The sequence below is a fragment of the Sphingomonas sp. SRS2 genome (assembly GCF_000971055.1).
In the GTDB taxonomy this organism is placed as follows: Bacteria; Pseudomonadota; Alphaproteobacteria; order Sphingomonadales; family Sphingomonadaceae; genus Rhizorhabdus.
Map to the genome: position 1 here is coordinate 20,907 of NZ_LARW01000046.1, position 17,083 is coordinate 37,989.

Annotated in this window: 19 protein-coding genes and 1 pseudogene; 11 read left to right on the forward strand and 9 right to left on the reverse strand. The window is 65.3% G+C overall.

Annotated elements, in window-relative coordinates; translation table 11 throughout:
- The first annotated feature begins 1 nt into the window (after position 1).
- Positions 2-1,825 (forward strand): cytochrome c3 family protein, encoded by a 1,824-nt coding sequence (locus WP12_RS02190; protein ID WP_046192136.1) that lies wholly within the window; start codon positions 2-4, stop codon positions 1,823-1,825.
- A 129-nt stretch (positions 1,826-1,954) separates the two neighbouring features.
- On the forward strand, positions 1,955-2,824 hold the full coding sequence (locus WP12_RS02195; protein ID WP_046192137.1) for a phosphodiesterase: 870 nt from the start codon (positions 1,955-1,957) through the stop codon (positions 2,822-2,824).
- A gap of 1 nt (position 2,825) precedes the next feature.
- On the opposite strand, the gene WP12_RS02200 is transcribed toward WP12_RS02195, so the two are convergent.
- Positions 2,826-3,122: a zinc ribbon domain-containing protein YjdM gene (locus WP12_RS02200; protein WP_046192138.1), complete on the reverse strand. Its 297-nt coding sequence runs from the start codon at positions 3,120-3,122 to the stop codon at positions 2,826-2,828.
- 172 nt (positions 3,123-3,294) lie between these two features.
- Between WP12_RS02200 and folE the strand changes: the two genes are divergently transcribed.
- The 4 genes from folE to WP12_RS02220 all read left to right on the forward strand — a co-directional run bounded on the left by folE (position 3,295) and on the right by WP12_RS02220 (position 7,140).
- Positions 3,295-3,918: a GTP cyclohydrolase I FolE gene (gene folE, locus WP12_RS02205; protein WP_046192139.1), complete on the forward strand. Its 624-nt coding sequence runs from the start codon at positions 3,295-3,297 to the stop codon at positions 3,916-3,918.
- Positions 3,919-3,928: 10 nt separating this feature from the next.
- Positions 3,929-4,399 (forward strand): hypothetical protein, encoded by a 471-nt coding sequence (locus WP12_RS02210; RefSeq protein ID WP_046192140.1) that lies wholly within the window; start codon positions 3,929-3,931, stop codon positions 4,397-4,399.
- The gene (locus tag WP12_RS02215) at positions 4,396-5,763 is read left to right on the forward strand and encodes a cryptochrome/photolyase family protein (RefSeq protein ID WP_046192141.1); all 1,368 of its coding nucleotides are present in this window, start codon (positions 4,396-4,398) and stop codon (positions 5,761-5,763) included. Before WP12_RS02210 ends, WP12_RS02215 begins: the two co-directional genes overlap by 4 nt.
- Before the next feature lie 102 nt (positions 5,764-5,865).
- Positions 5,866-7,140 (forward strand): SAM-dependent methyltransferase, encoded by a 1,275-nt coding sequence (locus WP12_RS02220; RefSeq protein ID WP_046192142.1) that lies wholly within the window; start codon positions 5,866-5,868, stop codon positions 7,138-7,140.
- A 108-nt stretch (positions 7,141-7,248) separates the two neighbouring features.
- On the opposite strand, the gene WP12_RS02225 is transcribed toward WP12_RS02220, so the two are convergent.
- Together WP12_RS02225 and purF are read right to left on the reverse strand one after the other, a co-directional pair.
- Entirely contained in the window at positions 7,249-7,959 is a 711-nt protein-coding gene (locus WP12_RS02225; protein WP_046192143.1) for an SDR family NAD(P)-dependent oxidoreductase, read from the reverse strand.
- Positions 7,960-7,980: 21 nt separating this feature from the next.
- Positions 7,981-9,441 (reverse strand): amidophosphoribosyltransferase, encoded by a 1,461-nt coding sequence (gene purF / locus WP12_RS02230; protein WP_046192157.1) that lies wholly within the window; start codon positions 9,439-9,441, stop codon positions 7,981-7,983.
- 144 nt (positions 9,442-9,585) lie between these two features.
- On the opposite strand from purF, the gene hisI reads away from it, so the two are divergent.
- From hisI to WP12_RS02250, 4 genes are all read left to right on the forward strand, one after another.
- A complete protein-coding gene (hisI, locus tag WP12_RS02235; RefSeq protein WP_046192144.1) occupies positions 9,586-9,963 on the forward strand; it encodes a phosphoribosyl-AMP cyclohydrolase in 378 nt (125 codons plus the stop codon).
- Positions 9,964-10,099: 136 nt separating this feature from the next.
- Complete coding sequence (locus WP12_RS02240; protein ID WP_046192145.1) at positions 10,100-10,501, forward strand: MerR family transcriptional regulator; 402 nt, start codon at positions 10,100-10,102, stop codon at positions 10,499-10,501.
- A gap of 85 nt (positions 10,502-10,586) precedes the next feature.
- Positions 10,587-11,048 (forward strand): DUF1465 family protein, encoded by a 462-nt coding sequence (locus WP12_RS02245; protein ID WP_046192146.1) that lies wholly within the window; start codon positions 10,587-10,589, stop codon positions 11,046-11,048.
- A gap of 55 nt (positions 11,049-11,103) precedes the next feature.
- Positions 11,104-12,126 (forward strand): LacI family DNA-binding transcriptional regulator, encoded by a 1,023-nt coding sequence (locus WP12_RS02250; protein WP_046192147.1) that lies wholly within the window; start codon positions 11,104-11,106, stop codon positions 12,124-12,126.
- Between the two features lie 58 nt (positions 12,127-12,184).
- On the opposite strand, the gene WP12_RS02255 is transcribed toward WP12_RS02250, so the two are convergent.
- From WP12_RS02255 to rsmI, 4 genes are all read right to left on the reverse strand, one after another.
- Entirely contained in the window at positions 12,185-12,784 is a 600-nt protein-coding gene (locus WP12_RS02255; protein WP_046192148.1) for a DedA family protein, read from the reverse strand.
- Between the two features lie 28 nt (positions 12,785-12,812).
- Entirely contained in the window at positions 12,813-13,760 is a 948-nt protein-coding gene (gene gshB, locus WP12_RS02260) for a glutathione synthase (RefSeq protein ID WP_046192149.1), read from the reverse strand.
- A gap of 100 nt (positions 13,761-13,860) precedes the next feature.
- Positions 13,861-14,211 (reverse strand): YraN family protein, encoded by a 351-nt coding sequence (locus WP12_RS02265; protein WP_046192150.1) that lies wholly within the window; start codon positions 14,209-14,211, stop codon positions 13,861-13,863.
- Positions 14,208-15,089, reverse strand: coding sequence for a 16S rRNA (cytidine(1402)-2'-O)-methyltransferase (gene rsmI, locus WP12_RS02270; RefSeq protein ID WP_046192151.1), 882 nt, complete (start codon positions 15,087-15,089; stop codon positions 14,208-14,210). The genes WP12_RS02265 and rsmI overlap by 4 nt, the downstream gene beginning before the upstream one ends.
- Before the next feature lie 12 nt (positions 15,090-15,101).
- On the opposite strand from rsmI, the gene WP12_RS02275 reads away from it, so the two are divergent.
- The gene (locus WP12_RS02275; RefSeq protein WP_046192152.1) at positions 15,102-16,301 is read left to right on the forward strand and encodes a penicillin-binding protein activator; all 1,200 of its coding nucleotides are present in this window, start codon (positions 15,102-15,104) and stop codon (positions 16,299-16,301) included.
- Positions 16,302-16,304: 3 nt separating this feature from the next.
- Here the strand turns inward: WP12_RS02275 and WP12_RS02280 are convergent, their stop codons facing one another.
- Positions 16,305-16,688, reverse strand: a complete 384-nt coding sequence (locus WP12_RS02280) for a hypothetical protein (protein WP_084690925.1) — start codon at positions 16,686-16,688, stop codon at positions 16,305-16,307.
- 11 nt (positions 16,689-16,699) lie between these two features.
- Positions 16,700-17,083 (reverse strand): annotated as a pseudogene (locus WP12_RS02285) (ParA family protein); the annotation flags it as partial.

Here is a 17,083-nt window from a genome sequence, read left to right on the forward strand (position 1 = left end):
AATGAGCTTCATTGTTCGCACGGTAGCGCGCACCGCCGACGGGCGGGATATCGTTCGCCCGAAGACCTTCGATCAGGCCGAACTGAGTATCGGCCGCAGCCCGTCGAGCGATATCCATCTTCCCGATCTCGCCGTGGCGCTCAACCATGCCGTGGTCCGCGCCGCACCGGGCGGTTCTGTCGAGGTCGTCGCGACCGCCGGTATGCCGTTCGTAATCGACGGCAAACAGTCCGAGCATGAGCGCTTCAGCGCTTCCAAAGGCGCCGACGTCCGCATCGGCAGCCATTCCCTGGCATTCGAGCCCGGGGAAGGGGACGACAAGGGTAAGGTCGTCATCACCGTCCAGCGGGTCGGCGCGATTTCCAACGCCTCGGAGGACAAGGAGGAGGCGCGGGTCTTCTCGCTCGCCGGAACGCTTCCGGGCAAGCGCCCGCTTGCCTGGGCGCTGGCGTTGCTCGTTTTGGCCGTTTTCCTGATCTGGCCCCTGGTCTCGATCTATACGCAGCCGACCGACGAGAGCCGCAAGATCGCCTTCCACGCCGACGAGATGTGGACATCGGGCAAGCTGTCGCAGGTTCACAAGAGCCTCGAGAACAATTGCCAGGCCTGTCACGTCAACGGCGGCGAAGCGGTCCGGGATACCGCCTGCGCTACCTGCCACACCAAGGTCCACGACCACGCCGACCCGACGAAGCTCGCCGACGCGCGCGGCTCGCTCGGCCTCGTCGGCGGCACGAAGCAGCTGGTCGGCGGGCTGTTCGGCATCCAGCCGGGCCGCTGCGTCGAATGCCACACCGAGCATCAGGGCACGACCGCGATGCCCGTCACCGACGAGCGCTTCTGCACCACGTGCCACGAGGACATGAGCAAGCGGATCGAGACCGCGCTTAAGGACACCGCCGACTTCGGCGAGAATCATCCGCAATTCGCGCCGACGATCCGCCTTGCCGGCGGCAATGGCCTGCCGACGTTCCGCCGGGTTTCGCTCGATGCGAACCCCAAGGAAGACAACGGCCTGAAGTTCCCGCACGATCTCCACCTGTCGACCACCAATGGCGTTGCGCAGATGGCGAAGACGCTGGGTAAGGGCGAAGGCTATGGCGCTCCGCTCGACTGTGCGAACTGCCATACCCGCGACACCACCGGGAACAGCTTCGTCGCGGTGAAGATGGAGCCGGCCTGTGGCGCCTGCCATTCGCTCGCCTTCGATCAGGTTGGCGGCACTGTCCGGACGCTGCGTCATGGCGAGCCCGCGCAGGTGATTGCCGATATCCGCGCCTTCTATCGCGCCGGCGCACCGCGCACCGCAGCCTTCCAGGGTATGGAACGGCGTCGCCCCGGCGATTTCGCGACCTCGGGACAGCGGATCAACTTCGCCCAGACCAGCGCGATGCACATCGGCAATGCCGACCAGGCGATCCGCGCCGTCTTCTCCAAGGGCGGGGCGTGTTTCGATTGCCATATCGTCCGGGCGACTGGCAATGCGACGACGCCCTTCGCCGTCAAGCCGGTGGCGCTGACGCGCCGCTATATGGCGAAAGGCTGGTTCGACCATGCCGCGCACGACACCGAGACCTGCGTCAGCTGCCATTCGGTCAAGCAGTCGGCCTTTGCGTCGGACGTCAGCCTGCCCAAGCTCGCCAAATGTCAGGAATGTCACGGCGGGCAGGATGCGAAGAAGGAAGTGCCGTCGTCCTGCGCGATGTGCCACGACTATCACATGACGGCGTTCGCGCCGTTGATGGTCCGTGACAATCGGTCGCGCGGCAAGACGCAGGAGCGCATTCGTGAGAGAGCGCTGAAGGAGGCGGGGGGCGGCGCTTAACCTTCAGTTTACCGCCTTTTTACATTCGCTGTGTAAGAGATCACAGCAAGCGGCGATGGCACATGATGAGGTGCGTGGACGTTGGGAGTTGAGCCGGTTGTCAGGCCGGTGGAGTTTAGGGGCCATGCCATGCTGATCGCGCAATTGACCGACCTGCACATCGGCTTTGATCTCGACAATCCCGATGAGCTCAACTTCCGCCGCGTCGCCTCCGCGATCGACTATGTGAAGGGGCTTGCGGTCCAGCCCGACCGGCTGTTCCTCACCGGCGACCTGACCGATCATGGCGATGCCGCCAGCTATCGCCGGCTCAAGAGTCTGATCGCCGACTGCGCTTTCCCGGTCCACCTCTGCGTGGGCAATCATGACGATCGTACTGTCATGAAGCATGTTTTTCCCGATCTGCCCATCGATGACGGCTTCGTCCAATATGTCATCGATGAGCCCGAAGTGCGGATCATCGTTCTCGATACGCTCGATCCCGGCCATCATGGCGGCGCGTTCTGTCCCCGCCGTGCGGGCTGGCTGAAGGCGCGTCTCGCCGAAGTTCCCGGCAAGCCGGTGCTGCTCGTCCTCCACCATCCGCCGATCGAGACCGGCATACCGTGGATGACGGCGCATCCGACCGAACCCTGGGTCGTGATGCTCGACAAGGCGATCGGGGATCGCGCCAAAGTCATGATGATCACGGGGCATATCCACCGCTCGATCACAACCCAATGGCATGGCCGCATGCTTTCGGTCGCGCCCTCGACCGCACCGCAGGTCGCATTGGAAATGGCGCCGATGGACCCGACCACTCCCGACGAACGGCCGATGATCGTCGCCGAAGCACCCGGGGTGGCGCTCCACCTGTGGACCGGGGAGTTCTTCGTGACCCACCATGCCCAGGTCGGTGCTCCGGATGTACTCGCGCGCTACGATCGTAACCTCCAGCCGCTCGTACAGGCGCTGGCCGAGGAGCATGAAAGCGTGGAATCCGGCGCGGCAGCCGCCTGAGCTAGCGCTTGCGCACGAACTCGGCGCGCAACACCAGTCCCTTGATTCCCTCGTAACGGCAATCGATCTCCTGATCGTCACCGGTCAGGCGGATCGACTTGATCAGGGTGCCCCGCTTGAGGGTCTGATTGGCGCCCTTAACCTTGAGATCCTTGATCAGCGTCACGCTGTCGCCATCCGCCAGCAGATTACCGACCGAATCCCGGACTTCGATACCGTCCGTCCCGGGAGCAGGCGCATCGGACGCGCTGATCCATTCGCCAGTCAGTTCGTCATAGACATAGTCGTCGTCGCTCATGGCAATCCCCAAAAGGCAGAGGGCCCCGGTACAGGCTTTTCAGCGCCGTGGGAACGGCGGCGGCGTCGCCTTGCGCCGGGACGCACCGGCATCCAAATGCTGTTACATTCTCGGCGGCCATGCGTTAGTCGGGCTGTTATGCAGGCGAACTGAAGTCAGGACAGGTTGAGGGATGGCGATTTTGGATGACGATGACGATGCGGTCCACGGCACGCCCGCCGGCAAGATCGCCGTTCCCGAAGACGTGCAGGACGCGATTCGTACGCTGATCCGCTGGTCGGGTGACGATCCCGATCGCGAGGGGCTGCTCGACACCCCGGCGCGAGTCGGCCGCGCCTGGAAGGAATATTGCCTGGGCTATGGCGAAGACCCGGCGCTTCACCTGAGCCGAACCTTTGAGGAGGTCGGCGGTTATGACGAGATCGTCCTGCTCAAGGACATTCCGTTTCAGTCGCATTGCGAGCATCATATGGCGCCGATCATCGGCCATGCGCATATCGCCTATCTGCCCAACCACCGTGTGGTAGGCATCTCGAAGCTCGCACGGGTGCTTCATGGTTTCGCGCGGCGGCTCCAGATTCAGGAGAGGCTGACCGCTGAGATTGCCGACTGCATCTGGACGCACCTCGAGCCATTAGGCGTCGCGGTGGTTATCCAGGCTACCCATGCCTGCATGACGGCGCGCGGCGTCCGCACGCCCGGTGTCGGAATGACGACGAGCCGCATGATGGGCGTCTTCCGTGACGACGAGCGGAGTCGTAAGGAAGTGCTGAGCCTGATGGGGCTCGGCAATTAAAGGTGATTCCATGATGCGCGGAGTAAATGTCGCGGTCCTTGCCCTCGCGCTGTCCAGCGCCGCCGTCGCGGCGCCGAGCCCCGCACCCAAGCCTGCTGCTGCGGCGTCGAAGCCGAAACCGGCCGCGCCAATTCCGCTGGCGCCCGGGGTGCGGAGAATCACGCTGTCGGCCGAAGGCCGCGCGATTGCCCAGCGCATCATGAGCGTGCCCGACCCGCGCGTCGGGCAGATCCAGGCCGAGATGACCGCCATCCGCGCGGAGAAGCTAAAACTGGTCAGCGGCACTTCGATCGACGTCGACACGATCGAACCCCTGCTCCGCCGCGAGGAGGCATTGCAGAGCGAATTGCGGACCCGGCAGAATGAGCGGTTGCTGACCCTGTTGCGGGCGCTGCCTGACCCCGATCGCCTCGCCTTGCTCCAGAATCTCGCCAATCCGGCGAAGCCGCAAAGCTCGAAGCCCGCCGAACCCACGCGTTGACCGCACCGTCGATCGTCTGGTTCCGCCAGGATTTGCGGCTTGCCGATCAGGCCGCGGTCGCGGCGGCTACGGCGGACGGCCCCTGGGTTGGGGTCTATGTGCTGGATGACGAAGCGCCCGGCCATTGGGCGATCGGCGCGGCCCAGCGCTGGTGGCTTCATCATAGTCTCGATGCGCTCGGCGATGCGCTAGCGGGGAAGGGCGGCCGCCTTGTCCTGAGACGCGGCGATTCGCTCACCGAGATCAAACGCGTCGCCGGCGCGGTGGGCGCGTCGCGGGTGCATGCGGTGCGCCACTACGAACCCTGGTGGCAGACAGCGGAACAGGCGATGGCCGGCGATCTGGACCTGCGCCTTTATGATGGCGGCCGGCTCGCGCCGCCAGGCGGAGTGCTGACGGGCGCACATGGCCGCTATCGGATATTCACGCCCTATTGGCGTGCCCTGAAGGGTCAGATGCCGCCCGGACGGCCATCGGCCATGCCGGAAGCGATTGCCGCGCCGCATGCCCGGATCGACGGCGACACGCTCGACGATTGGAATTTGCGCCCGTCCCGTCCGGATTGGGCGACGGGGTTCGATATCTGGACGCCCGGCGAGCAGGGCGCACGAGATGCTCTCGGTGACTTCCTCCCGGTGATCGGCAATTACGGCCATGACCGCGATCGGCCTTCGGTGGTGGGCACCTCACGACTTTCGCCGCATCTCCATTTTGGAGAAATATCGCCCGCGACGCTGTGGTACCGCGCCTCGCGGGAGGCGCGGGCCGGCGCGGAGCCATGGCTGCGGCAACTCGGATGGCGGGACTTCGCGGCCAATGTCGTCGACATCCTGCCCGATTATGGCGACGCGAATGGCCGGGACAGCTTCGATCATTTCAAATGGCGCACCGGCGCGGCCGCCGATCGCGATTTCCGCGCCTGGACGCGCGGCCGAACCGGCTATCCGATCGTCGATGCCGGGATGCGCGAGCTCTGGACGACCGGTTTCATGCACAATCGCGTGCGGATGATCGCCGCCTCTTTCCTGATCAAGCACCTGCTGATCGACTGGCGGCGTGGCGAACGCTGGTTCTGGGATACGCTGGTCGATGCCGATTATGGCAGCAACGCCGTCAACTGGCAGTGGGTGGCGGGGGCGGGGATCGATTCCAACCCCTTCGGGCGGATCATGGCGCCGCTGGTCCAGTCGCCCAAATTCGATGCGGGCGGTTATATCCGCGACTGGATACCCGAACTTGCCGCTATCGAAGGCGATGCAATTCATGATCCGCACGAGGCGGGGTTATCGCCCTCCGACTATCCGTTGCCGGTAATCGGCCATCGCGAGGCGCGGGAGCGCGCATTGGCTGCGTCGAGGCACTGACAAAATTGTTCGCCGCGAGTGCAACAAAGCGCCTTTCGCTACCGTATTCCCCGATAATGCGGCATAGGTCAGGCCGACTTGGGAACAGGACGACACGATCAGATGAACGCCCAGCCGCCTGTGCGTGGACAACACCTTCTTCGTGCCGATCGCCGCTTCGCCACAGGGGCGAGCTGGCTCGCGCGCCTTCTCTCGCCGGGTTTCCAGCGCTTGCTCGACACGATCGACCGCGGCCTGGAGGAAGGCGCGATCGAGGCGACCTTGCCCGACGGGACCTATCGCGTGCTCGGCGGGCGCAAGCCCGGCCCGGTGGCGGTCGTAGAGCTCAAGAACTGGCGGCCGCTGGTCAGGCTGGTCACGACCGGATCGGTGGGGTGGTATCGCAGCTGGGCCGATGGCGAATGGACCAGCCCCGATCTGGTGCCTATCTTCGACCTGTTCATGCGCAACCGCCATCCGCTCGGCGAACTGGGCCGGGCACAGGGGCCGCTGCGCGTCTTCAACCTGATCTGGCACGCCTTTCGCCGCAATAGCCGCGCCAATGCCCGGCGCAACATCGCCTTCCACTATGATCTCGGCAACGATTTCTACGAACTGTGGCTCGACCGGACGATGAGCTATTCGTCGGCGCTGTTCGAGACGCCGATCAACGCCGCCGAACCGCTGGAAGGCGCGCAGCACCGCAAGATCACCGCGCTGCTCGACCGGCTCGATCTGAAGCCGGGATCGAAGCTGCTGGAGATCGGCTGCGGGTGGGGCGGGCTCGCCGAGGTCGCTGCGCAGGACTACGGCGCCAACGTCACCGGGATCACCCTGTCGGTCGAGCAAAAGGCCTGGGCGGATGAAAGGCTCGCCAAGGCCGGACTGTCGGATAAGGCGGGCTTCGCTATCTGCGACTACCGCGATGTCCCCGGCAAGTTCGATGCGGTCGCAAGCGTCGAAATGGTCGAGGCGGTCGGCGAGAAATATTGGCCCGCCTATATGGAGGCGATCGCCCGGGCGCTGAAGCCCGGCGGCCGGGCGGCGATCCAATATATCGAGGTCGACGATGCGATCTTCGAAAGCTACCGCACCGACGCCGATTTCATCCAGACCTATATCTTCCCCGGCGGGATGCTCATCTCCGAAAGCCGTTTCCGTGCGGCGGCGGAAAAGGCTGGCCTGCGATGGGAGAATGTTCAGCGCTTCGGCCCGCATTATGCGGAAACATTGCGGCGCTGGCGCGCGAGCTTCGATCAGGCAGTGGCCGCCGAGCGGCTGCCGAAGGGTTTCGACGACGCCTTCATCAAGCTGTGGCGTTTTTACCTGATGTATTGTGAAGGCGGCTTCGACGGCGGCGGCATCGACGTCGCGCAAGTGACGCTGGTCAAAGCGTAGGGTCGAGCGTCAATCCGAACTTGTTTTGGGATCCACCCAGGATCTCGGGCATTTTCGCTTGCGGGTGGATGCTGAAACAAGCTCAGCATCACCCCTGCGAGACCGGGCTCAGCTCTCGACCCTGATCCGGGTGCCGCCCTGATATCCGTCAGCGATGAGCTTCACGATGGCTGCGGCCACGACCTCAGGGCCCTTCAACGTCGCGGCATCCTCGCCGGGGAAGGCCTGCGCACGCATCTTGGTAGCGGTGGCAGCCGGATCGACGATCGCAACCTTGATATTGCTGACATTGGCCACCTCGGCCCCATAAGCGAGGAGGAGGTTGTCCAGCGCCGCCTTGGATGCGCCATAGGCGCCCCAATAAGGCCGCGAGGTGGCGCCGACCGAACTGGTCACGCCAATTACCCGCGCATCGGCCGACGTTCGCAGCAAAGGATTGAAAGCGGCGATAAGCTGTTGTTGTGCCATGACATTCAGGGTCAGTAGCTTGGCAAATTCTTTTGCGTCGATCGCGGTCACGGGCGCCAATGTGCCGAGCGTCGCGGCATTGAGCACCATGATGTCGAGCGCATCCCATCGGCCGCCGATCGCCTCGGCAAGTCGCGCGATGCTGTCATTTTCGGCGAGATCGAGCGGGGCGATGGTTGCGCTGCCGCCCGCTGCATGGATCCGCTCCTCGACCTCTTCGAGCCCACCTACCGTGCGTGCGGTCAGGATGACATGCGCGCCGGCCTTGCCCAGCGCCTCGGCAGTGGCTGCGCCGATGCCGCGCGATGCGCCGGTAACGAGCGCCAGCTTTCCGGAAAATGGGGTAGCCATGGACTTGCTCTTTTGCTGGCGTCAGGCGACGACGCGCTCGCCATGTAGGGCAAGCTGGTCGGTCGGGATCAGGTCTTCCTGATCGGTGAGGTGGGTCGGATAGTCGCCGGTGAAGCAGGCATCGCAATAGCTTGGCGCGCGATCGTCGCGGACATCCTCGCCCAGCGCCTTGTAGAGCCCGTTGATCGACACGAACGCCAGGCTGTCGGCGCCGATATAGGACGCCATCTCGGCGACGTTCATCTGGGCGGCGAGGAGCTTGGCGCGCTCGGGCGTGTCGACGCCATAGAAGCAGCTGTGCCGGGTCGGCGGACTGGCAATCCGGAGGTGAACTTCGCGTGCGCCGGCATCACGGAGCATCTGCAAAATCTTCACGCTCGTGGTGCCGCGCACGATCGAATCGTCGATCAGCACGATCTTCTTGCCGTCGATCAGCGCGCGGTTGGCGTTGTGCTTCAGCTTGACGCCAAGGTGGCGGACCTGATCGCCGGGCTGGATGAAGGTGCGGCCGACATAATGCGAGCGGATGATCCCGAGCTCGAACGGTATGCCCGACTCCTGCGCATAGCCGATCGCGGCGGGGGTGCCCGAATCGGGGACCGGGATGACGAGGTCGGCTTCGACCCCGCTTTCGATCGCCAGCTGCGCGCCGATCGCCTTGCGGACATTGTAGACCGACGACCCGTCGACGATCGAATCGGGCCGCGAGAAATAGACATGCTCGAAGATGCACGGCCGGGCGCGCAGATCGGCGAAGGGGCGAATCGACCGCAGGCCACTTTCGGACACGATCACGATCTCGCCCGGATCGACCTGACGGATGAAGGTTGCGCCGACCACGTCGAGCGCGACCGTCTCCGATGCGAAGATATAGGCGTCGCCGATACGGCCCAGGACGAGCGGGCGGATGCCCAATGGATCGCGACAGGCGATCATGCCCTCGGGCGTCATGCAGATCAGCGAATAGGCGCCCTCGACCTGCTTGAGCGCATCGATGAAGCGATCGAGCAGGGTCCGGTATTTCGACATGGCGACGAGATGGATGATCGTCTCGGTATCGCTGGTCGACTGGAAGATGGATCCCGAACGCACCAGCTCGCGCTTGAGCTTCATCGCGTTGGAGATGTTGCCGTTATGCGCGATCGCGAAGCCGCCCGACGACAGCTCGGCGAACAGGGGCTGGACGTTGCGCAGCGCGGTCTCGCCGGTCGTCGAATAGCGGACGTGGCCGCAGGCCACGTTGCCGGGCAGTCCACGGATTACTTCGTCCTTGTCGAAGTTGCCCGCGACATGGCCCATCGCGCGATGGGTGTGGAAGGCGTGGCCGTCCCAGCTGGTAATGCCGGCGGCTTCCTGCCCGCGATGCTGCAATGCGTGGAGGCCAAGCGCCACCATCGCAGCGGCGGTCTCGGCGCCCCAAATCCCGAATATGCCGCACTCTTCGCGCAGCTTGTCGTCGTCGAACGGATGCGTGGTGAGCATCGCGAATCCCATCGCGGTGGCTGATGACGCCGCATATAGGGGGCCCGCTCCGGTTTGTCGCCCCACTGTCACACGAATTTTGCATTGCAGCAGTTTTTATCCACATACTTGCCTGAAAGCCGGCTTTCGCGCATCGCTGGAAACATGAGCCAGAACCTCTCTGATGACCGCGAACAGGGCAATATGCTCGATCCGCGCTATGATGCCGCCGGGTTGATCACCGCAGTCGTCACCGAACACCGTTCGGGCGATGTCCTGATGGTCGCCCATATGAATGCGGAGGCGCTGGCGGCGACGCTGGCGAGCGGCGAGGCGACCTTCTTCTCGCGGTCGCGCGGGCGCCTGTGGAAGAAGGGTGAGACGAGCGGGCATGTGATGCGCGTGGTCGAAGCCCGGATCGATTGCGATCAGGATGCCGTCTGGCTGCGCTGCGAGCCAGCCGGGCCAGCGTGCCATACCGGCGAACCGAGTTGCTTCTATCGTCGCATCGACGCCGCCACAGCCGGGCTGAAGCGAGACTGACGCCGTCCCGAACGAAGACAGCCGGCATTAGACTATCGATCCTATTGTCAATCGATTGCAGCTAGTCTCCAATCGCGATGGGTTCGGGGGCGACTCAGTGCCGTCCCGCGAGCCATGTGGCGTGTTGGTGGCGAGCATGAATTGTATAACTGCCTATCCCTTGCAGCCTTCGCAGGCGCAGACTTTCAGCATCTCTCAACTGGCCCACGAGTTCGGGGTCAGCCCACGGACGCTGCGTTTCTATGAGGAGGAGGGGCTGATCGCCCCGACGCGCGACGGATCGACGCGCATTTATTCGCGGCGCGATCGCGCGCGGGTCGTGTGGATATTGCGCGGCAAGAGCGTCGGGTTCAGCCTCGACGAGATCGGGGAGATGCTCGATCTCTACGATCTGAATGACGACAGGACGACTCAGCGGGCAGTGGCGGCACAGCGCTGCCGGACTCGCGCCCAGGCGCTCCAGCAGCAGCTTGCCGATCTGCAGGCGATGATCGGTCAGTTGTCCGCGTTCGCCGACACGCTCGAATCCGGCGGCTGACTTGATTGGTTACGGCTAGGTAACCATAGCGGGATTAACCCATTTTTCGATTTCTGCTCGGCGTCGGCTATGTCATCTAGAGGATATGGATGATGGCCCAAGAGAGATTCGGCTGCGCGGAAGGCTGGTCAATGGCCTGTATACCGAGGCGATGTTGCTCGCCGACGAGGCGCGCGCCTATTTCGACCATCAGGGCCGCGAAGATCGCGAAGCACTCGATCCGGTCGCCCGCGTCACGCTGAGCTGCGAATCGCTCAAGATCACTACCCGGCTAATGCATGTGCTTGCCTGGCTGTTGACCGAGCGCGCGATCGAACTGGGCCAGATGGAAGGCGGTGAGGCCGCCGCATCTGCGCGGCGTCTCGGCGAGGCGGCGCCAACGGATGCCGCCTCGATCGAGGGACTGCCGGCGCCCGCTATCGCGCTGATCGACGCTAGCCAGGATATTTATGCCCGCGTGCGCCGGCTCGAGATCGAGGTTCCGGAAAGCGGGTCGGGCGTGAGCCCCGCGCTCAGCCTGCTTGATAGGCTGGAACGGGCCTTCTGAATGACTGATATCGCAGCGCCGACCGGCTTTGGCCGGTGTCAGGGAGGCATGCGCCATGTCCGGTAGCAAGAACGGCGCGGTCAGCAGCATCTCCGATATCGCCCGCCTTGCGGGCGTCTCGGCGTCGACCGTGTCGCGCGCGCTGGCGGGCAGTAAGATGATCAGCGCCGAGACGCGCATACGCATCAACGATCTCGCGCGCGAACATGGTTTCCAGCTCAACCAGATGGCGCGCAACCTGCGGCTGCGGCGGACCAACGCGATCGGGATCATCTTCCCGCTCGGCCATGAGTTTGGCCAGCTGGTGTCCGATCCCTTCTTCATAACCATGCTGGGGCAGATCGCCGACCGGGTGACCGCGCGCGGCTATGACCTGATGCTGACCCGAGTCGTCCCGACCGACGACGACTGGCTCGACGCCCTGGTCAATTCCGGCCGGGTCGATGGGGTGATCGTCATCGGCCAGTCGAACCAGCAGGCCGCGCTCAAGCGGGTGGCGGCGCGGTATCAGCCGATCGTGGTTTGGGGCGAACATGCCGAAGCGCAGGGCTATTGCTCGGTCGGCACCGACAATGTCGCCGGCGGTGCGATCGCAACCCGGCATCTGCTCGGCGGCGGGCGGCGGGGCATCCTGTTCGTGGGGCATGCCGACGTTCCCGAGATCAGCGCCCGCTACGAGGGATTCAAGGCCGCGCATCGTGAAGCCGGGGTCCGTCCTGCCGGGGTGATACCAGCACCGCTGACGCCAGAGGGCGCCTATGCGTTGATCGCCGACCATCTCGCCGCAAATCCCGCGCCGGACGGTATCATCGCGGCGTCCGACGTCATCGCCATCGCGGCGATCCGGGCGATCGAGGACCGCGGGCTAAGTGTGCCGGGGGATGTCGCCGTGGTAGGCTATGACGACATCGCGCTCGCCGCACAAACCGCGCCGGCGCTGACCACGGTGCGGCAGCACCTGAGGCAAGGCGCCGCGCATCTGGTCGAGAGCCTTTTCCGTCGGCTTGGCGGCGATCTCTGCCCGCCGGTGATCATGCAGCCTGAACTGGTCGTCCGCGCGTCGGCTCCCGACGTCTGACGGGCCGGACGGCCGGCCATCCGACCACCGGACACGGACGGGGCGAGGCCTTATCCTACTACCGGCTCGGCTTCCACGTCATCACGCGCCACAGATACCAACTACCCATTGCGATCAGCAGCAAAGTCGACGCGAGTCCGAGCCACGCTTCCATTTCGGCGAAGCGGGTGCCGAGAATCCAGCCACCGATCGCAAGCATCGCCGACCAGCCGATCGTGCCGACCGAGGACCAGATAAGGAAGGGCAGGAACCGCATCCGCATCAGCCCGGCGGGGATCGAGATCAGCGAGCGAACCGTCGGCAGCATCCGGCCGAGGCATACGAACAGATAGCCGTGGCGCATGAACCAGCGTTCACCGCGATTGACCTCGGCCCAGTCCATCGTCAGCCAGCGGCCATAGCGGTCGACCAGCGGCTTGAGCCGTGCGAGGCCCAGCCAGCGCGCGGCGATATACCAGACGATATTGCCGAGCATCGCGCCGGCACTACCGAGCAGGATCGCGGGGAACAGGTGCATCGTGCCCTTGGCGGCCTGGAGCCCGGCCATCGACATGATCACTTCGGACGGAATCGGCGGAAAGACGGTCTCCGCAAACATCAGCAGGAAGACCCCGAGATAACCGCCTTGAGCGATCATCTCCTGCACCCAATCGGTCATTCAAAACGCTCCGCTTACCCCCGCTGTCTCAGCGGCACTTCGACTCGATCGCTTCCCATATCAGCGCCGGCGTGTCGGTACCGTTAAAACCGTCGATCGCGACGATGCCGGTCGGCGAAGTGACGTTGATTTCAGTCAGATGCCCGGCGATCACGTCGATTCCGACGAACAATAGCCCGCGCGCAGCAAGATCGGGGCCGAGTGCGTCGCATATCTCGATCTCACGCGCCGACAGGTCGGTCGCGTCGGCGCGTCCCCCGGCGGCGAGGTTCGATCGTATCTCGCCGGCCTTGGGCAGGCGATTGATCGCCCCCGTGACCTTGCCGTCGATCAGCACGATGCGTTTGTCGCCTTTCGACACGTCGGGAAGGAAGGCCTGGACCATGAACGGCTCGCGCCAGACCTGGCCGAACAATTCGGTGAGGGCTGCGAGGTTGGCGTCGTTGCGGCTGACATGGAACACCGCCGACCCGGCGTTGCCGTAGAGCGGCTTGATCACGACCTCGCCATGTTCGGCATGGAAGGCGCGCGCATCCTCCAGCCGGCGGGTGATCATCGTCGGCGGCATGAACTGGGCATAATCGAGCACGAACAGTTTTTCAGGCGCGTTGCGGACCGAGGCGGGGTCGTTGACCACCAGCGTGTGGGGCTGGATGCGCTCGAGCAGGTGGGTCGCGGTGATATAGGCGAGGTCGAACGGCGGATCCTGCCGCATCAGCACAACGTCGATATCGTCGATCAGGTCGAGGACGACCGGCTCGCCATATTCGAAATGGTCGCCCTTCACCCGCTGCAGCCGCGTGATCGGGCGGGCAGGGGCCGAGACCCGGCCGTTGCGGTAACAAAGGTCGCCGGCCTGATAATGCCACAGCCGGTGCCCGCGAGCGATCGCGCCGAGCATGACCGCGAAGGTCGAGTCGCCCGCGATATTGATCGTCTCCAGCGGATCCATCTGGACTGCGACATTCAGGGGCATCGATGGACTCCGGTGGTTTCGGCGGCTTAACTAGGGTGTGGGGGAGATGGCGGCAATGGGGACGCCCAAATATCCCCTTGCTGCCAGGAGAGGGAGCAATTCACCCATGCCACACATTCTTCATGTGCACCGGCATGCGCCAGGGCCGGACCAGCATTACGTCGATGCGTATCTCTTCCGCGCCCTTGCCGTAACGCGCCAGCAGTCCTTCGGCCGCGTCCACCACGCGCCGCAACCTATACTCGTCGATCGCAAGCGCCAACGCCGCTGCGTCGCCGCGCGTTTTGACCTCGACGAAGGCGAGGGTCTTGCCGCGCCGGGCGATCAGGTCGACCTCGCCGCGGCGCGTGCGGACACGTTCGCCGACGATGCGCCAGCCATGCAGGCGCAGCCACCAAGCGGCGAGGCGCTCGCCCTGGCGGCCCTGCCGTTCGGCGGCGCGCCGGTTCAATCGCCCTCCTTGATCGCCATCGCCCGCGTATAGAGGTCGCGGCGGTTGATTCCGGTTTCCTTCGCGACTTCGCTTGCCGCGCGGCCGACTGGCAGATGTTCGAGCGCGGCGCGGAGCAACTTGTCGGCATCCTCCTCAGTCGCGGCGGGGCGGGGGCCGGGCGGGCCGACGATGACGACGATCTCGCCCTTGGGCCCGGCCTCCGCATAGCGTGCGGCGAGGTCGGCGAGGGAGGCGGTCACGGCCTCCTCGAAGGTCTTGCTGATCTCCCGCACCACCGCGCCGTCGCGCTGGCCCAGTCCCTCCGCCAGCGCCTTGAGGGTGGCGCCAAGGCGCGGACCCGATTCGTAGAGGATGAGCGTTGCGCGCACCGTCGCCACCTCGGTGATCGCTTCCTCGCGCGCCTTTTCCTTGGACGGCAGGAAGCCGAGGAAGAAGAAGCGATCGGTTGGGAGACCCGCCAGCGTCAGCGCCGCGACTGCCGCGCAGGGTCCGGGAATGGTGGTGACGGCGATCCCCGCCGCACGCGCGTCGCGGACCAGCTTGTAACCGGGGTCCGAGATCAGCGGCGTGCCGGCGTCGGAGACGAGGGCGACGGGCTGGCTCGCCATCCGCGCGATCAGCCCGGGGCGCACCTTGTCGGCATTATGGTCGTGATAGGGGGTCATAGGCCGCTTCGCGCCGATCCGGTGGAGCAGCTTGGCCGTGACGCGACTGTCCTCGACCGCGATCACTTCGGCGCGCGCCAGAACCGATGCGGCGCGGGGCGAGAGATCGCCCAAGTTGCCGATTGGCGTGGCCACGATATACAGGCCGGGGGGGAGCGGCGCTTCCGCGGGCTTCGGTTCGACGGCGTCGGGTTCGGCAATTTGGTTCATAAGGCAGAGTAGATGGCAGAGGCCCCCGCTTACAGGCAACCGCGATATATCTTTTTGAAATGGGCGGCCCTTGCTCTGTCGGCGCTGCTGGCGAGCTGCCAGATGGTGCCGAAGGGGAAGCCCGGGCCGGCGGCACCGCCTCCGCCCGTCGAAGCGCCCGTCACCGAAGGACTGCCCAAGGATCAGGCGCGTCATCGCGTCGCGCTGCTGGTGCCGCTGACCGGCTCCAATGGCGCGGTCGGTCAGTCGATCGCCAATGCCGCGACGATGGCGCTGATCGATACCGGCAACAAAACCGTCCGCATGACCACCTATGATACGGGGCCCGGCGCCGCCGCCGCCGCGGCGCGCGCGATCGCCGATGGCAACCGGCTGTTCCTGGGGCCGCTGCTGTCCGAGGATGCGGCTGCGGTCGCGCCCGCGGCGCGCAAGGCGGGCGTGCCGGTGATTTCCTATTCGAACGATGCCGGCGCGGCAGGCGACGGGGTGTTCGTGATGGGGTTCTCGCCCGCCCAGTCGATCGACCGCGTCGTGCGCTATGCGCGCGGCAAGGGCATCCATCGCTTTGCCGCGCTGGTCCCGACCGGGGTCTACGGCCGCAACGCCTCGACCGCGATGATCCGGTCGGTAGAGGGCGCCGGCGGCACGCTGGTCGCGATGAAGAGCTATTCCCGCAACGCCAAGGCGCTGGAGAAATCGGTCGCCGAACTGGGCCGCAACCAGGGCTATGAAGGCGTGTTGATCGCTGACAATGCCCGCCTGGCCATCAGCGCTGCGACATTGATCCGCAAGAGCTCGAGCCCGCAGGCGCGCATCCTCGGTACGGAATTATGGGCGGCCGAGCCGGGCGCGCTGACCGCCGCCGCGCTCGGAGGATCCTGGTTCGCAAGCGTTTCGGATACGCGCTATCGCCAGCTGGCAACCGCCTATCGCCGTCAGTTCGGCAGATCGCCGTTCCGGCTTGCGAGCCTCGGCTATGATTCGATGCTGCTTGTCGTCAGCATCGCGCGCGACTGGAAGATAGGCGATCGCTTCCCGGGCGAGCGGCTGCGCGACGAGGATGGCTTCGTCGGCGTCGACGGCGCGTTCCGCTTCGGACCCAGCGGCGTCGCGCAGCGCGCGCTGGAGGTAGGCGAGGTCAGCCCGGCGGGGGTAAAGACGGTGTCGTCGGCCCCCGCGAACTTTAAGGACAAAGACAAAGACAAGGACTAGCCCTCAGCCTTCGCCGTTCGGGGGCGTCCTGCGCGCCTGGGCAAGCAGCGCGTCGAGTCCGGGCTGGCCGTCCAGAAAGGCGTCGAGCGCCTCGGTGGCGATCTGCTGCGCCGATCGCTTGCCGACGGCGCTGGCGAGGCGCAGCCGCAGATGACGGTCGGGGTCGAGGCGTAGGGTGAACGCCGCCCGGGCGTTGCGCGGCAGAATTGCCTCGACGACCGGAAGCTCTTCCGTGGGGTGCGCGAAACTTTGTGCGATCCGAGCCTGTTGCTCGCGCGGCGCTGCGGCGCTCGCCGGCAGATGGCTGCGGCGCATCGCGGGAAGCGCTTCGCCCTTGCGCGCGAGCAGGTTCCCGCTGAGCGAAGCCATCGGCTTGGGTTCGAACATCGCCATTCCCCTTATCGCCCGGCCACGCGGCGGCCGAAGCTGGCGCCCGACCAGTTGCCCATCGCGCCGAGCACGGTGCGCCGGAAATTCTTCTCCAGCCGGTCCGATATATAGGCCCAGAGCTGCTCGACCTCGGCCGCCGAACGCCCGCCGGGATTGACCTCCATTACCGTCCGGCCATCGATCATCGACGCGGCGAATTCGGTGCGATTGTGGAGGGTGATCCGGGCGACGGTGCCGTGCTGCGACAGTGCGATCGCTGCCTCGGACGTGATCCGCGCCTTGGGTGTGCCGGCGTTGACGACGAACATCAGCGGCTTGTTCGCCCGCTCGCACAGATCGACGGTCGCGCCGACCGCGCGCAGGTCATGCGGGCTGGGACGGGTGGGTATCAC

Excerpts from the sequence above, each read along its gene's own strand:
- WP12_RS02220 (WP_046192142.1), top strand. The coding sequence starts at position 5,866 with ATGAACGCCCAGCCGCCTGTGCGTGGACAACACCTTCTTCGTGCCGAT.
- WP12_RS02255 (WP_046192148.1), bottom strand. The coding sequence starts at position 12,784 with ATGACCGATTGGGTGCAGGAGATGATCGCTCAAGGCGGTTATCTCGGG.
- WP12_RS02280 (WP_084690925.1), bottom strand. The coding sequence starts at position 16,688 with ATGTTCGAACCCAAGCCGATGGCTTCGCTCAGCGGGAACCTGCTCGCG.
- WP12_RS02210 (WP_046192140.1), top strand. The coding sequence starts at position 3,929 with ATGATGCGCGGAGTAAATGTCGCGGTCCTTGCCCTCGCGCTGTCCAGC.
- rsmI (WP_046192151.1), bottom strand. The coding sequence starts at position 15,089 with ATGAACCAAATTGCCGAACCCGACGCCGTCGAACCGAAGCCCGCGGAA.
- hisI (WP_046192144.1), top strand. The coding sequence starts at position 9,586 with ATGAGCCAGAACCTCTCTGATGACCGCGAACAGGGCAATATGCTCGAT.
- WP12_RS02245 (WP_046192146.1), top strand. The coding sequence starts at position 10,587 with ATGGATGATGGCCCAAGAGAGATTCGGCTGCGCGGAAGGCTGGTCAAT.
- gshB (WP_046192149.1), bottom strand. The coding sequence starts at position 13,760 with ATGCCCCTGAATGTCGCAGTCCAGATGGATCCGCTGGAGACGATCAAT.
- purF (WP_046192157.1), bottom strand. The coding sequence starts at position 9,441 with ATGCTCACCACGCATCCGTTCGACGACGACAAGCTGCGCGAAGAGTGC.
- WP12_RS02250 (WP_046192147.1), top strand. The coding sequence starts at position 11,104 with ATGTCCGGTAGCAAGAACGGCGCGGTCAGCAGCATCTCCGATATCGCC.
- WP12_RS02225 (WP_046192143.1), bottom strand. The coding sequence starts at position 7,959 with ATGGCTACCCCATTTTCCGGAAAGCTGGCGCTCGTTACCGGCGCATCG.
- WP12_RS02240 (WP_046192145.1), top strand. The coding sequence starts at position 10,100 with ATGAATTGTATAACTGCCTATCCCTTGCAGCCTTCGCAGGCGCAGACT.
- WP12_RS02275 (WP_046192152.1), top strand. The coding sequence starts at position 15,102 with ATGGCAGAGGCCCCCGCTTACAGGCAACCGCGATATATCTTTTTGAAA.
- WP12_RS02195 (WP_046192137.1), top strand. The coding sequence starts at position 1,955 with ATGCTGATCGCGCAATTGACCGACCTGCACATCGGCTTTGATCTCGAC.
- WP12_RS02200 (WP_046192138.1), bottom strand. The coding sequence starts at position 3,122 with ATGAGCGACGACGACTATGTCTATGACGAACTGACTGGCGAATGGATC.
- folE (WP_046192139.1), top strand. The coding sequence starts at position 3,295 with ATGGCGATTTTGGATGACGATGACGATGCGGTCCACGGCACGCCCGCC.
- WP12_RS02190 (WP_046192136.1), top strand. The coding sequence starts at position 2 with ATGAGCTTCATTGTTCGCACGGTAGCGCGCACCGCCGACGGGCGGGAT.